The 14,459-nt window shown below is 69.0% G+C and carries 14 protein-coding genes; 4 read left to right on the forward strand and 10 right to left on the reverse strand.

Annotated features, from left to right (window positions below; translation table 11 throughout):
• Nucleotide 1 precedes the first annotated feature (1 nt).
• The 3 genes from QTH86_RS10760 to QTH86_RS10770 all read left to right on the forward strand — a co-directional run bounded on the left by QTH86_RS10760 (nt 2) and on the right by QTH86_RS10770 (nt 2,830).
• Complete coding sequence (locus QTH86_RS10760) at nt 2-766, forward strand: SDR family NAD(P)-dependent oxidoreductase (RefSeq protein WP_286644699.1); 765 nt, start codon at nt 2-4, stop codon at nt 764-766.
• A gap of 62 nt (nt 767-828) precedes the next feature.
• Nucleotides 829-1,803 (forward strand): Bug family tripartite tricarboxylate transporter substrate binding protein, encoded by a 975-nt coding sequence (locus QTH86_RS10765; protein ID WP_286644698.1) that lies wholly within the window; start codon nt 829-831, stop codon nt 1,801-1,803.
• 40 nt (nt 1,804-1,843) lie between these two features.
• Nucleotides 1,844-2,830, forward strand: coding sequence for a Bug family tripartite tricarboxylate transporter substrate binding protein (locus tag QTH86_RS10770; RefSeq protein WP_286644697.1), 987 nt, complete (start codon nt 1,844-1,846; stop codon nt 2,828-2,830).
• A gap of 19 nt (nt 2,831-2,849) precedes the next feature.
• Here the strand turns inward: QTH86_RS10770 and QTH86_RS10775 are convergent, their stop codons facing one another.
• The 5 genes from QTH86_RS10775 to QTH86_RS10795 all read right to left on the reverse strand — a co-directional run bounded on the left by QTH86_RS10775 (nt 2,850) and on the right by QTH86_RS10795 (nt 8,557).
• On the reverse strand, nt 2,850-3,035 hold the full coding sequence (locus QTH86_RS10775; RefSeq protein WP_286646794.1) for a hypothetical protein: 186 nt from the start codon (nt 3,033-3,035) through the stop codon (nt 2,850-2,852).
• Complete coding sequence (locus tag QTH86_RS10780) at nt 3,032-4,216, reverse strand: PepSY-associated TM helix domain-containing protein (protein WP_286644696.1); 1,185 nt, start codon at nt 4,214-4,216, stop codon at nt 3,032-3,034. The genes QTH86_RS10775 and QTH86_RS10780 overlap by 4 nt, the downstream gene beginning before the upstream one ends.
• A 37-nt stretch (nt 4,217-4,253) precedes the next feature.
• A complete protein-coding gene (locus tag QTH86_RS10785) occupies nt 4,254-6,338 on the reverse strand; it encodes a TonB-dependent siderophore receptor (protein WP_444813678.1) in 2,085 nt (694 codons plus the stop codon).
• A gap of 91 nt (nt 6,339-6,429) precedes the next feature.
• Nucleotides 6,430-7,257: an alpha/beta hydrolase gene (locus QTH86_RS10790; RefSeq protein WP_286644694.1), complete on the reverse strand. Its 828-nt coding sequence runs from the start codon at nt 7,255-7,257 to the stop codon at nt 6,430-6,432.
• Nucleotides 7,250-8,557 carry a hemolysin family protein gene (locus tag QTH86_RS10795; RefSeq protein ID WP_286644693.1) on the reverse strand — a complete coding sequence of 436 codons (1,308 nt, stop codon included), beginning with the start codon at nt 8,555-8,557 and terminating at the stop codon, nt 7,250-7,252. Before QTH86_RS10795 ends, QTH86_RS10790 begins: the two co-directional genes overlap by 8 nt.
• 22 nt (nt 8,558-8,579) lie before the next feature.
• Between QTH86_RS10795 and QTH86_RS10800 the strand changes: the two genes are divergently transcribed.
• Nucleotides 8,580-9,422: a symmetrical bis(5'-nucleosyl)-tetraphosphatase gene (locus QTH86_RS10800; protein WP_286644692.1), complete on the forward strand. Its 843-nt coding sequence runs from the start codon at nt 8,580-8,582 to the stop codon at nt 9,420-9,422.
• 3 nt (nt 9,423-9,425) lie between these two features.
• Here the strand turns inward: QTH86_RS10800 and QTH86_RS10805 are convergent, their stop codons facing one another.
• From QTH86_RS10805 to QTH86_RS10825, 5 genes are read right to left on the reverse strand one after another with little or no spacing between them, the layout of a single operon-like run.
• On the reverse strand, nt 9,426-10,382 hold the full coding sequence (locus QTH86_RS10805) for an ABC transporter substrate-binding protein (protein WP_286644691.1): 957 nt from the start codon (nt 10,380-10,382) through the stop codon (nt 9,426-9,428).
• Nucleotides 10,383-10,407: 25 nt separating this feature from the next.
• Nucleotides 10,408-11,586: a c-type cytochrome gene (locus QTH86_RS10810; RefSeq protein ID WP_286644690.1), complete on the reverse strand. Its 1,179-nt coding sequence runs from the start codon at nt 11,584-11,586 to the stop codon at nt 10,408-10,410.
• Nucleotides 11,583-12,389: an ABC transporter ATP-binding protein gene (locus QTH86_RS10815; protein ID WP_286644689.1), complete on the reverse strand. Its 807-nt coding sequence runs from the start codon at nt 12,387-12,389 to the stop codon at nt 11,583-11,585. Before QTH86_RS10815 ends, QTH86_RS10810 begins: the two co-directional genes overlap by 4 nt.
• Complete coding sequence (locus QTH86_RS10820; RefSeq protein WP_286644688.1) at nt 12,383-13,456, reverse strand: ABC transporter permease; 1,074 nt, start codon at nt 13,454-13,456, stop codon at nt 12,383-12,385. Before QTH86_RS10820 ends, QTH86_RS10815 begins: the two co-directional genes overlap by 7 nt.
• Complete coding sequence (locus QTH86_RS10825; protein WP_286644687.1) at nt 13,453-14,451, reverse strand: ABC transporter substrate-binding protein; 999 nt, start codon at nt 14,449-14,451, stop codon at nt 13,453-13,455. The genes QTH86_RS10820 and QTH86_RS10825 overlap by 4 nt, the downstream gene beginning before the upstream one ends.
• Nucleotides 14,452-14,459 lie beyond the last annotated feature (8 nt).

Genomic DNA, 14,459 nt, shown 5'->3' on the forward strand with positions numbered 1-14,459 from the left:
GATGGAAGACCTTCAAGGAAAAACCGCACTCGTGACCGGTGCCAGCACCGGCATCGGGGCCGCCGTCGCCATCGCCTTCGGCGCGCGCGGCATGCGCGTGGCGGTGCACTACAACCAGTCGGCCGGGCCGGCACAGGCGGTGGTCGACACCATCGTGAAGGCCGGCGGCGACGCCTTCGCCCTCCAGGGCGACGTGCGCGACACCACGGCCATCACCCGCATCGTGCGCGAGACGCGCGCACGGCTGGGCGGCATCGATGTGCTGGTCAACAACGCGGGCAGCCTGGTCAAGCGCGCGCCGATCGCCGAGTTCGACGACGCGCTGTTCGACGAGGTGATGCACATCAATGCCCGCTCGACGCTGGCCTTCTGCCGCGAGGTGGTGCCGCTCATGCGCGAGCGCGGCAACGGCGGCTGCATCATCAACGTGTCATCGGTCGCCGCACGAACCGGCGGCGGTCCTGGCGCCTACCTGTATGCCGGCTCGAAGGGCTTCGTCAGCACAGCGACCCACGGCCTTGCGAAGGAACTCGCCGCCGACGGCATCCGCGTGAATGCGGTGGCACCCGGTGTGATCCTGACACCGTTCCAGGACCGTTTCTCGACACCGGCCCTGCTCGAATCCTTCAGGGCCTCGATTCCGATGGGCCGCATCGGCCACCCGGACGACTGCACCGGTGCCTTTCTCTATCTCGCCTCGAAGCAACTGTCGGGCTACGTCACCGGGCAGGTGCTCGAGGTGAACGGGGGCCAGTACATGCCCTGACCCGACGCTGGGGATCGATCGCCCTTCACCCTGTTCAAGACCTATAAAAGAGACAAAGATTCATGAGAAAAGCATTCCTGCGCAGCGTGGCGACCCTGTCGGTCGCCGCCACCCTGGCGATGGGCCTCGCACCTGCCGCTTCGGCCCAGACCAGCTTCCCGAACCGCACGATCGAACTGCTGGTGCCCTACCAGCCGGGCGGCGGCACCGACGGCCTGGCACGTGCCTTTGCCGAAGCCAGCCGCAAGCACATCGACCAGAGCATCGTGATCATCAACCGGCCGGGGGCCGGTGGCGCCATCGGCTGGACCGAGGTCATCAATGCGAAGCCCGACGGCTACAGGCTGGCGGTGCTCACGGTCGAATTGCTCACGCTCCCGCACCTGGGCCTGGCGAAGTTCAATTACGACGATTTCCAGCCGATCGCCCAACTCAACGCAGACCCGGCCGCGATCACGGTGAAGGCCGATGCGCCCTGGAACACGGTCGAGGAATTCCTCGCCGCGGCGAAGAAGTCGCCCGAGAGCGTGCGGGTGGGCAATTCCGGCAACGGCTCGATCTGGCACCTGGCCGCCGCCGCACTGGAAGACAAGACCGGCACCAAGTTCAGCCATATCCCGTTCCAGGGCGCAGCGCCGGCGGTGCTCGCACTGCTCGGCGGCCACATCGAAGCGGTGGCCGTCAGCCCCGCCGAAGTGACGACCCATGTGCAGGGCGGCAAGCTCAAGGTGCTGATGGTGATGGCCGACAAACGCGTCAAGGGCTTCGAGCAGGTGCCCACCGCCAAGGAGCGCGGCATCGACCTGTCGATCGGCACCTGGCGCGGGCTGGGGGCACCGAAGAACACGCCACCCGAGGTGATGGCACGCCTGCGCGAGATCACGGCCAAGACGGCCGCCGAGCCGCTCATGCACGAGGTGATGGACAAGCAGAACCTCGGCTACGTCTACACCGACGGCGCCGTCTTCAAGGAGACGCTGGCCAAGGACAACGCCTACTTCAAGGCGCTGATCACCAAGCTCAACCTGAAGCCCTGAGCCGGCTTCGCATCCCGACCACACACCCAAGGAGACCACCATGCAACGCCGCACCCTGATCCAGACCGCCATCGCCGGCCTCGCCGCCAGCGCCCTGCCCACCTTCGCACAGGGCACGTGGCCCACGGGCAAGGCCATCACCTACCTGGTGCCCTTCCCGGCCGGCGGCACGACCGACACGCTGGGCCGCCTCATCAGCCAGAAGCTGGGCACGGCGCTCGGCACCAGCGTGGTCATCGACAACCGCGGCGGAGCCGGCGGCAGCGTGGGCTCGGAAGTCGCGTCGCGCGCGGCACCCGACGGCTACACGATGCTGGGCGGCACGATCAGCTCGCACGCCATCAACGTGAGCCTGTACCCCAAGATCGGCTACGACCCGATCAAGTCCTTCGCGCCAGTGACGCTGATCGGCACCAACCCGGTCGTGCTGGTGGTGAATGCCGCGAGCCCCTACAAGACGCTCAAGGACGTGCTCGAGGCGAGCAAGACCAAGCCGGGCGGCCTGTCGTCGGCCTCGGCCGGCACCGGCACGTCCCAACACCTGTCGCTCGAACTGCTGGCCTACAAATCGGGCGTGAAGTTCACCCACGTGCCGTACAAGGGCAGCGGCCCGGCGATCCAGGACGTGATCGGCGGCCAGGTCGACATGATGTTCGACACCACGGTGGTCGCCGCGCCCCACATCCAGAGCGGCAAGCTGCGCGCCATCGCCGTGACCTCGGCCAAGCGCCTGGCCTCGATGCCCGACGTGCCGACGGTGGCCGAGTCCGGCATCAAGGGCCTGGGCGATTTCGAGGTGGTGTCGTGGCAGGCGATCTTCGTGCCGGCCGGCACGCCCGCGCCGATTGTCGAGCGTCTGCACAAGGAGATCCGCACGATCCTCGCGCAGCCGGACATGCAGGAGAAGATGAAGGGCTTCGGCATGGAGCCGGCCGACATGACGACGGCACAGATCGCCGCCTTCCAGAAGGCCGAGGTCGACAAGTGGGCCCAGGTGATCAAGGCCGCCAACATCAAGGTCGAGTAAGACTTCCGCGCCGGGCCGGCTAGCGCGGCGAACGCCGCCAGCCGAACCAGGCGCACACCGCGACGGGGATGCCGAGCGTGACCCACGCCAGCATGTCCCCGGCGCCGCCGTCGCTGAACAGGGCGGAGATCAGGCCCACGGTGGTGAGCACGCCCATCACCAGGGGCCAGCCCCACAGACGCCAGAAGGCATGACGCGGCTTCACGGGCGGGCCTCCTTCATCACGGCGACCGGTTGCGCGCCGCCCCCATTCGACTCACCGGCCTCGGTCTTCGCCTTCGGCACCGGCACGCTGTTGCTGCGCTTGAGCCACAGGTACAGGCCGCTGCCCAGCACGATGATGGTGGCGATGTCGAGCAGCGCCCACAGGATCTGCATCGGCATGCCGCCGTAATCGCCGAAGTGCAGCGGCTGGGACACCAGCAGGGCCGTCAGGTACCAGGGCAGCTTGGGCGCGGCCGTGACCGCGGTGGTCTTGGCATCGACCAGCACCGGTTGCAGCAGCTTCGAGGTGAACGGCTCGTTGCCCTTCAAGAACACCGTGGTGTGGTGCGGGCTCGAGAACGCCGTGCCGGGGAAGGCGATGAACGACAGCTTGCTGTGGGGCGACTGCGCGTAGGCCGCGTCGAGCGACTTCTGCACCGAGCCGCGCTCGGCCACCGGCGTGACCGGCTGGCCCTGGTACGGCGCCAGCAGCGCGCTGAGCTGGTCGTACTGCCAGTACTTGATCACCAGGTCGGCCCAGGTGTTGATCATCCCGGTGCCGCCGACCACGAAGGCCCACACCAGCGTCACGACGCCCAGCAGGTTGTGCAGGTCGAGCCACTTCAAGCGGGGCCGCTTGTCGCGGCGCACCGTGCCGAAGTCGAGCTTGCGCATGAAGGGCGAATACAGCACCACGCCCGAGACGATGGCCACCAGCAGCAGCAGGCCCATGAAGCCGAGGAAGAGCTTGCCCGGCAGGCCGGCGAACAGGTCGACGTGCAGCTTGAACATCACGTACATGAAGCCCTCGTCGAACTTGGGCTGCGCCAGCACCTCGGCCGTGCGGGCATCGACCGCGACCGACTTGAAGTCGTCGGTGGGCGCGGGCGTCGGCGTGAGCGTGACGAACCACAGGCCGTCGTCGTCCTCGGGCTGCGAGACGAACTGCACCACGCGATCGGGGTGCTTGGCCTTCGCGACCTCGAGCACGCGGTCGAGGCTGGCGCGCGGTGTGTTCGCCGGCATCTTGGGTGCCTCGACCTCGGTCCCGAGCAGGTGGCCGATCTCGTGATGGAAGATCAGCGGCAGCCCCGTGATGCACAGCAGCAGCATGAACACGGTGCAGACCAGGCTGCTCCATTTGTGAACCCAGGCCCAGGTCTTGATCTTTCGGCTGTTCATCGTGGTGTTCGTCTTGTTGATGCTTCAGGGCGCGCGGTCAGAAGCGGTACGTCGCGCTGGCGACCACTTCACGGCCCTTGCCATACCAGCAGTCGCCGCGCGCCAGGCAGGTGCTGAAGTACACCTTGTCGGTGGCGTTGTTGATGTTCAGGGCGTAGCGCCACTGGGCGGTATCGTACGCAAGCACGAAGTCGAGCAGCGCCACGCTCGGGATGCGAGGCCCGTAACCGCCGTAGGAGGTGTCGCGGAAATTGCCCATGTAGCGCACACCCGCGCCGACCGAGAAGCCCGGGAGGCCCGCGATAGCAAAGCGGTACTTGGTCCACAGGCTGGCCTGGTGCTTCGGCATGCCTTCGATCTGCGCGTCGAGGTCGATGTAGTTGTAGTGCGCGATGACGTCTAGGTCGTGGCTGATCGAACCCTTGGCTTCGAGTTCGACGCCCTTGTTCCGCGTCTCGCCCAGTTGGTTGAAGGTGTTGGGCTCCGGCTCGACGATCTGGTTCTTCTCGCGCAGGTCGTAGACCGCCGCACTGAAGGCCATGGCGCGCGCCTTGGGCTCGTACTTGATGCCGGCCTCCCACTGCTCGCCGCGCAGCGGCTTGAAGCTCTGGCCCATGCGGGCCGACTGCGGCGTGAAGGACTCGGTGTAGCTCACGTAGGGCGACCAGCCCGAAGACATCGCATACATCACGGCCAAGCGCTTGGTGTTGGCGCTGGTCTTCTCGTCCTCGCTGCCCTCCACGCCCGACACGGCGCGGTCGTGGCGCAGCCCGGCCAGGAAGATCCATTGGTTCCACTTGATCTGGTCCTGCACGTACAGGCCGCTGTTGCGCTGCGTGGTGCGCGGCAGCGCAAAGCGCTCGGGGTCGACGAGGCTGCCGTACACCGGCGCGTAGGCGTCGATCACGCTGTAGTCGAAGCCGCTCGACACGTTCTCGCGCTGATGCGAGAAATCGGCGCCGACCAGCAGGGTGTGCTTGACGTCGCCCGTGGCGAAGTGGCCTTCGAGGTGGTTGTCGATGGTGGCGATGCGGTTGCGTGTGAGCGAGCTGTCGGTGATGCGGCCGAGCAGGCGCTTGTTCACCGGGTCCTCGCCCCAACCGCCCGTGATCCTGAAGAAGTCGCCGTAGGCGTAGCGGTTGTCGTTCTCGTTGTGCGCCACGCGGAAGTTCTGGCGCACGGTCCAGGCGTCGTTGAACTTGTGTTCGAACAGCCAGCCGAAGCTCTTGCGCTCGCTGTCGTAGTAGTCGCTGGGCTCACCGATGAAACGGCTCGCGGGAATGCGGCCGTTCGGGTTCGACAGGATCGTGCCTTCCCAGGGCAGGAACTGCGAGCTCGTCCCGCTCTTGTCCTTCTGGTACATGGCCTGCAAAGTCAGCGAGGTGGCGGCGCTCGGGCGCCAGGTGAGTGACGGTGCGAGCAGGCTGCGGTCGTCGGGCACATAGTCGACCTGCGTGTCGGACTTGCGCTGCAGCGCAACGAGTCGGTAGGACCACTCGCCGTCGGCCGTCAGCGCACCGGTCAAGTCGGCCTGGATCTGCTTGCGGCCCCAGTTGCCGAACTGCACGCCGACCTCACGCTGCGTCTCGGTCAAGGGTCGCTTGCTCACCATGTTGAGCACGCCGGCGGCCGTGCCCGAACCGAAGAGCATGCCGGCCGGGCCGCGCAGGACTTCCAGGCGCTCGAGGGCGTAGGGCTCGGTGCGGGTCGTGCTGGTGTAGTAGCCGTAGGCCTGACGCAAGCCGTCGAGGTAGACGCTCGGCTCGCTGCCGCGAATGCGCACGGAGTCGGTCCGCGCGTCGAGCCCGTAGGCATCGGAGCGCACGCCCGCGGCATAGCCCAGCGCATCCTGCAGGCTGGTGGCGCCCTGGTCCACGAGCTGGTCGCGCGTGACCACGGTGACGGCCTGCGGCGTCTCGGCCAACGGCGTGTCGGTCTTGGTCGCGGTCACGGCGTTCTTCGCGCGGTAGCCCACCACCGGGGAGGTCGCGGATTCGTTTTCCGCGCTCGCGTCGACACGCACTTCGGGAAGGGTCTGGGCGGCTGCCTGCAGGGCCAGAAGGCCGAAGGCAAGGGAAACGGCCGAGCGGTGACCGAACGGCGAAGTGGTGGGCATCGTCATTAAGATTTGAAATGAGAAGGATTCTCATTCTATTCAACCTCACGGTGCCATTGTCAACGCCACTCCCACGGCGCGTGGGGACACTCGACCCTCAGTCCAGGGCGCGATCAAGCAGCAGGTCGACCTGCTGGCCCAGCGCACTGCGTGGCGCCACCAGGCGCTGCAGCAGGCTGAAATGGTCCGCATCCGGCTCGTAGTGCAGCACCGAGGGGTTGCCCATCGCCAGCCACACCTCGTGCATGCGGCGGCTCTGTTCGCGCATGGCGGGCGTCTCGTCGGCGCCGGCGGCCAGCAGCAGCGGCGGGCCATCGGGCGCGGCGCGGTACAGCGGCGACGCCGCGGCCGCGCTGTGTGCGTCGAGCCGCAGGTTCTCGTTGAGCGAGGTCTGTGCCAGCGGCGCCAGGTCGTAGAGGCCGCTCAGCGCGACCACGCCGGCCACCGTGGCCATCGGCAGCCCGCGCGCGGTCCAATCGGTGAGCGCCATTTCCATCGCCAGATGCCCACCGGCCGAATGCCCCATCGCGACCAGGGGAAGCGCGGCATCGACCCGGCCGAGCACGGCCGGCACGGCGGTGCGCACGGTCTCGGTCAGGTCGGCCAGCGACACCGTGGGGCACAGCGGGTAGTTCACCATCGCAACGTGCAGGCCGCGCCGCACGAGGGCCGGCGCAATGAAACGGAAGCCTGCCTTGTCGCGCCACTGCCAGTAGCCGGCGTGCAGGTAGATCAACACGCCGCGCGCGGCCGGGCCGGCATCGAAGAAGTCGAAGGTGCAGCGTTCGGCCATGCCGTAACGCAGATCGAGCTCGCAGGCGCCGCCCCGGACCGCCTCGGCGCTGTGTCGCTCGAACTCCTCGAAGAGCGCCGGAAACCCGGGCCGCGCCTGCCCCGTCAGGTACTGGAACTCGGCATCACTCATGGCCCGGCCCGGTGCCCGCGTGGGCCACCACGCGGTCGATGCGGCGGCCGTCGAGCGCGACCACCTCGAAGACCCAGCCCGCGCATTCGATGCGCTCGCCCACGACGGGCAGCTGGCCCGACACCGACATCAAGAGACCGGCGACGGTGTTGTAGCGCCCCCGCTCCTCCTCGGGCAGCTCGCGAATCGCGAGGCGCGCGCGCAGCTCCGACACGGGCATGAGGCCGTCGAGCTCCCAGGCGCCGTCCTCGCGCTGGCGTGCCCAGGCGTCGGTCGTGGTGTTGGGCTGCAACTCGCCGGTGATGGCTTCGAGCATGTCGCGCGGCGTCATCAGGCCCTGCACCACACCGTACTCGTCGACCACGAACACCAGACGCCCGCCGCGCACGCGGAACTGCTCCAGCAGCTCCATGCCGGTCAATGTCTCGGGCACGAACAGCGCGGGCTGGACCACGCTGTCGATCGTGCCCTCGTGCTGCGGGCCGAGCCGCAGCAGATGCGCGACGCTGATCACGCCCAGCACGTCGTCGAGCGAGTTGCGGCACACGGGGTACCACGAGTGCACCAGGTTGAGGGCACCGGCGTCCGCCACCTTCTGCAGGCTCGACGCCACCGTGTCGGTGGCGTCGAGCCACTCGATGTCGGCCCGCGGCACCATCAGCGAGCTGAGCCGGCGGTCGTCCAGGTGGAACACGTTGCGCACCATCTGGTGCTCGTGCATCTCGATCACGCCGGCATCGACGCCCTCTTCCAGGCTCGCGGAAATTTCCTCTTCGGTCACCGTGCGCGCCGCGTTGGAGTCGATGCGCAGCAGCTTGAGCGTCATCGCGGTCGCGCCCGACAGCATCAGCACGAAGGGCTTGGCGCCGGTGGCCAGCGCGCGCATCGGCCGCGACACGAAACGCGCGACCGGCTCGGGGTAGAGCTGGCCGATGCGCTTGGGCACCAGCTCGCCGAAGATGATCGTGAAGAAGGTGATGCAGGTCACCACCACCGCGGTCGACGCGATGCTGGCCGTGCCGGCGCCCATGCCCGCGCCTTCCATCCACACCGCCAGCGGCGCCGCGAAGGCGGCTTCGCCGACGATGCCGCTGAGCATGCCGATGGAGGTGATGCCGATCTGCACGCTCGAGAGGAACTGGGTCGGGTCCTCCATCAGCTTGAGGGCGGCGGCCGCGCCGGCGTCCCCGGTTTCGGCCAGCGCCGCGAGCCGTGCACGACGGCTGGTGGAAAGGGCCATTTCGGACATTGCGAACAACGCGTTGAGCGTGGTCAGCAAGGCCAGTAAGAAGACATCCATGAACGGGGGAGAGAATGGGGACATGGCACTTTACTTGATCGGTGACGTGCAGGGCTGCGACGACGCGCTGCAGCGCCTGCTCGACCACATCGACTTCTCCCCGAGCCGCGACACGCTCGTGCTGCTGGGCGACCTGGTCAACCGCGGGCCCGATTCGGCCGGCGTGCTGCGGCGCGTGCAGCGGCTGGGCGGCGCGGCGCGCAGCCTGCTGGGCAACCACGACCTGCACCTGCTGGGCGTGGCGCACGGGGCGCGCAAGTCCGGGCGCAAGGACACGCTCGACGGCATCCTCGACGCGCCCGACCGCGACGCGCTGATCGACTGGCTGCGCCAGCAGTCGATGGCGCTGCACCAGACCGTCGGCGGGCGCGACCTGCTGATGGTGCATGCCGGCGTGCTGCCGCAATGGAGCATCGGCCAGACGCTGGTGCTGGCGGCGGAGGTCGAGTCGGTGCTGCGCGGCCCGGCACTGGGCGAGTTCGTGCGCACCATGTACGGCAACGAGCCGGCGCAGTGGAACGACGCGCTCACCGGCCACGCCCGGTTGCGCGCCATCGTCAACGGCCTGACGCGGCTGCGCTTCTGCACCGCCGACGGCGTGATGGACTTCGACACCAAGGACAGCGCCGACGCGCCGCCCGCCGGCTACATGCCGTGGTTCGATGTGCCGGGGCGCCGCGCGGCCGCCGCGACCATCGCCTTCGGCCACTGGTCGACGCTGGGCTGGATCGCGCGGCCCGGCCTGATCTCGACCGACACCGGCTGCGTCTGGGGCGGCTGCCTCAGCGCGGCGCGCATCGGCGACACGCTCGACGCCATCGCGCATGTCGAGGTGCGCTGCGACCCCGCGCAGAAACCGGGTTGACCGTCAGCCTGCAGCGAGCGCGAAGCCGGTGTCGAAGGTGCCCTTCACGTCGAGCGGCTGCTTGATCAGCCCGACCTGCCGGTAGAAGTCGGCCGTGCCCTGCTGGTCGGCGACCACCTGCGCGTCGATCGGCACCCACTTCTGTTGGCGCCGTTCGAACTGCAGCTTCGCGGCCTCGGGCGGGATGCCGATGATGCGGGCCAGCGCGGCCGAGTAGGCATCGACGTTGCGGTACGACCATTGCTGGGCACGCGCCACGCGTTGCAGGTAGTCCTGCAGCACAGCGCGCTTGGACGCGATCGCTGCGTCGGTGGCCGCCAGGTAGCTCAGGCCCGGCAGCAGGTCGCGCCCGCTCACTAGCACGCGCGCATGGCCGCTCACCTCGGCCAGCGCGGTGTACGGCTCCCACGTGGCCCACGCATCGACCGAGCCCTGCGTGAGCGCGAGCTTGGCGTCGGCCGGCGCGAGGAAGCGCAGGTTCACGTCCTCCGGCTTCAGGCCGGCACGCGTGATCGCCTTGAGCGTGACGTAGTGGCCGATCGACCCGCGGTTGGTCGCGATGCTTCGGCCCTTCAGATCGGCCGCGGTCTTCAGCGTCGAGTCGGGCCGCACCAGCACCGCCGTGCCGTAGGCGTCGGAGCGGTTGGCGCCGATCGCCTTCACGCGCGTGCCGGCCGCCAGCGCGAAGATCAGCGGCGCATCGCCGATCGGGCCCGAGTCGACCGCGCCCGCGTTGAGCGCTTCGGCCAGCGGCGCCGCCGCCGGAAATTCCGACCACTGGATGTCGTAGCCGACGCCCTCGAGCGCGCCCGCGGCTTCGAGCAGCGCGCGCAGGCCGCCCTTCTGGTCGCCGGCCTTCAGGACGGGGCGCGCCTGCGTGCGGCCGATGGCGGGGAGCGCTAGCGCCGCACCGGCGCCGAGCGTGCGGGCGACGAACTGGCGACGCGAAGGATGGGTCATGGTCTTCTCCTTGGGAACAAATGATTCAGTGAACGAAGCCGCCCTTGACGTAGCGCACCGGTTGCGCGTCCATGCGGGCGATGAGCGCGCCGAGGCCGTCGGCGACGACGGCGGTCTGTACTGCACGCGGCGCGGTGTCGGTGCGGCACAGCAGGTCGTCGTCCGACCAACCGGCCTGGCCGGGCTGGCTGCGCGCACGCAGCCAGCCGTCGCGGTCGGCGATCAGCGTGGTGCCGGCCGGCGAGGGCGTGCCGCTGACAAGCGCGAAGACGGACCACGCATCGGCCGCCTCGGACGCATCGACCACGCAGCCGGCGCCATCGCGAGACACCGCCTGCGCGCTCGGCGCGAGCCGCACGGTCACGAGCCGCGGGTCTTCGAGCGGCGCCTGCGGCTCGACCGGTGCGTCGTCCTGCGCCACGATGCGCACGCGCTGCCCGCGCCAGCTGGCCAAGCGGCGTGGCGACTGACCGTCGCAGCGCACCGCGACATCGGGCAAGGCGGCGGGCAGTGCCCAGATGCCTGTGACGCGCAGGGTCTCGCCCGCCGCCTGCGCCTTCATGAAATCGATCAACGCCCAGGCTTCGTCGTCGCGCAGGCGTTCGCCGAAGGCCGGCATTGTCAGGGCACCGTCACGCGCGCGCATGCCGCGCATCACGTGCCACAGCAGATCGCCATCGGCCCGTCGCCACAACAACGGCCCCGCGAGGTTCGGCGGCGACATCGATCGGGCATCGGCCCATGCGCCCTGCCCGCGTCCGTCGGCGCCATGGCAACCCACGCAATGCTGCGCATAGAGCGTGCGGCCCTGCGCGATCGACTGCACCGTGAAGCCGGTCGGTGAACGGTGAAAACTCGCGGGCGTCGCCGCGACCCAGACCACCCGTGCGTCCGGCCAGGGGGCGGCCAGCAGCATCAAAGGCACGGCAACAAGCGCTCCAACACGTGCTCGCCTCCAGACGCCCGCCAGCAGCAACAGGACGACGACCAGCGCGACGACGGCCAGGCTACCGACCAGCCGCCGCGCCTGCCCGAGATCGATCAGCAGGTTCTCGCCGGACAGCTTCAGCGCCCAGGGCCACGCGGGCTGCCCATGGCTCGTACCGGCCAGCCCCAGCGCCGCGAGCGCCTGCAACAACGCAACCTGCGCGCCCTGCAGCAAGCCGATCAGCGCGTTGAGCCAGCCGTCGTCGGCACCGGTCACCAGGTCGCGTCCAGCCCGAGATGGCGCAGCGCCTCGTGCCGCAACTCCGCCAGCCGTGGATGGCCGCGATGCCGCGGGTACGGCAGGTCGACGACCAGCTCCGCCGCGATGCGCGCCGGCCGGTCGCTCAGCACGATCACGCGGTTGGCGAGGAACAGCGCCTCCTCCACGTCGTGCGTCACCAGCAGCGCGGAGAAGCCGGCGCGCTGCCACAGGTTAACGAGTTCGCTCTGCATCGCGAGGCGCGTGAGCGAGTCGAGCTTGCCCAGCGGCTCGTCGAGCACCAGCAACTGCGGGTCGTTGACCAGCGCACGCGCCAGCGCCACCCGTTGGGCCATGCCGCCCGAGAGTTGGTGCGGAAAGCTCTTGGCGAAGTCGGTGAGGCCGACCAGCGCCAGCGCATCGTCGACCCGCGTGCGCTGCGTCTTCAGCAACCCGCGCGCCTGCAGGCCCAGCGCCACGTTGTCCCAGACCGTGCGCCAGGGGTACAGCGTCGGGTCCTGGAACACGACGATGCGCGACGGGTCGGGCCGCGTGATGGATTCGCCATCCTGCGCGATGCGGCCGGTGGTGGCCGGCTCGAGGCCGGCGACCAGCCGCAGCAGCGTCGACTTGCCGCAACCGCTCGGGCCGAGCAGCGCGACGAACTCGCCGGGCTGCACCTGCAGGTCGATGTCGTCGAGCACCTGCAGCACGCCGCCCTGCTGTTTGAACCAGTGGCTGACACCTTCGATGTCGATGCGCGCGCCGCCGGGCGACAGCGTCGCCTCGGCAGCGGCGGGGGCGGAAGCGACGCTCACCATTTGACGGTCCCCTTCTGCCACGACAGCGCACGGTCGCGCACCGTGAAGAGCAGCGTGATCAGTCCCGAGCACAGCACCGCCATCACCAGCAGCGCCGCGTACATGTTGGCGTAGGCGGCCCATCCCTGCGCCCACTGCAGGTACCAGCCGAGGCCGGCCTTGACGCCCATCATCTCGGCCGTGACCAGCACCGAGAACGAGGCGCCCAGGCCCATGAAGAGACCGACGAAGACCTGCGGCAGCGCCGCGGGAACGGCCACGCGCAGCACCAGGAACCACTCCGATGCGCCGAGCGTGCGCGCCACGTCGTAGTAGCTCTTGTGGACCGAGGCCACGCCCGACCAGGTGAGCACCGCCACCGGGAAGAAAGTCGCCAGGCCGACGAGGAACACGGCTGCGGCATAGCTCGACGGCGCGAAGAAGAAGGCCAGCGGCAGCAACGCCGACGCGGGCACCGGGCCGAGGAAGCGCAGCACCGGGTGCACCCAGTAGCCGGCGATGCGCGACCATCCGATCCACACGCCGGTGCCGAATCCCACCAGCGCACCGAGTACGAAGCCGTGTGCCAGCAGGCGCAGCGAATGCGCCGTCGACAAACCGAGCCGTGCCCAGTCTTCGTAGGCCACGTCGATCAGGCTCTGTGGTGGTGCGAAGAAGGGCGGCGGCAGCGCGCCGAGCTTGGCGGTCAGCGTCTCCCACAGCGCGAGCAGCAGCGGTGCGGCGATCAGCCAGTGCCCTGCCGGCCGCAGCGTGCGGCCGACGCGGCCGGCATGGGCGCCCAGCAGCGCGACACCCAGCAGGACCAGGCCCACCGCGAGTCCGGCTGCGCCGAGCTCGCTCGTGAAGGTCCAGTCGCTGAAGCCGACTTCCTTGTTCGGCCAGTAGAGCGTGAGCGCGCCGAAAGCGAACCACGCCAGCGCCGCGACGACGCCGGTGCGCCAGACGCCGGTGGCGACGGTGTCCTGCAGCGACGCCGGGATGGCTGTGGCATGGGGTGCAGCGGCGCGCGCCGGCGCGGCTGCCGACCGCTCGATGCGGCTCCCCAGAACCTGGTCGGCGGTGGTCATGCGAGCACGTCCACCGACACATGGTTGGCGAGCTTCACCGGATCGGTCGATGCCTTGAGCACGCCCACCGAGCGGAAGTCTCGCGCATAGAACTCGACCTCGTCGCGCAGGTTCTTGCCCACGGGATGATGCCCGTGCGTGAGCGTGCCCAGCAGCGCCTGCAGGTCTTCCACCGCCACCTTGGGCGAGTACTTGGCGAAGAGCTTGGCCGACTCGTTGGGGTTCTCCGCGACGAAGTCGGAGGCCTGCACGATCGAGCGCACCAACGCCGCCACGGTCGGCTTGTCCTTGCGCACCAGCTCGCCGCGGGCGCCGACGATGCAGCAGACCTTGTCCTTGTACTCGCCCGACAGGTTGGTCGCGAGCTCGACGAAGCGGCCCTTGTTGCGCTTCTCGATCAGGTAGAGCGTCGGGTCGCCATCGGCGATCGCCTGGATCTCGCCCTTGTTCACGGCGATGTCGAGCAGGTCGGCCGGGTACTGGCGCCAGGTCACGTCCTTGTCGGCGTCGATGCCGTTCTTCTTCAAGAGGATCGAGAAGAAGTTCTTCCCCGGGCTCGCGATGTCCGACACGCCGATGGTCGTGCCCTTGAGCTTCTGCAGGTTGGTGATGCCCGCCTCCTTCACGCCCACCAGGCGCACGCAGCCGCCGTGCGAGCTGCCGACGATCTTCACGTCGAAGCCCGACTCCAGCGGCTTGAGCCAGCGGTGGATCATGCCCACGGCGGCGTCGGCCTTGGCGGTCGCGAGCGACTCCAGCAGCTGGTCGGTCGAGCCGGTGTAGTTGATCAGGTCGACCTGCAGGCCGTTCTTCTCGAAGTAGCCGCGCTCCTGCGCGACCACCACGGGCGACAGGCAGAAGGCCGACGCGTTCCAGGCGAAGGTCAGCTTGCGTTGCTGCGACCAGGCGCGCGAGGCGATGAGGCTGCTCGAAGCGACGATGGCAGCCGCGCTGCCGGCGCGCAGCACGCTGCGGCGGGACGGGGAATGGGTCATGGGTTCTC

Origin of the sequence: Variovorax sp. J2L1-78 (genome assembly GCF_030317205.1) — a bacterium.
In the GTDB taxonomy this organism is placed as follows: Bacteria; Pseudomonadota; Gammaproteobacteria; order Burkholderiales; family Burkholderiaceae_C; genus Variovorax; species Variovorax arabinosiphilus.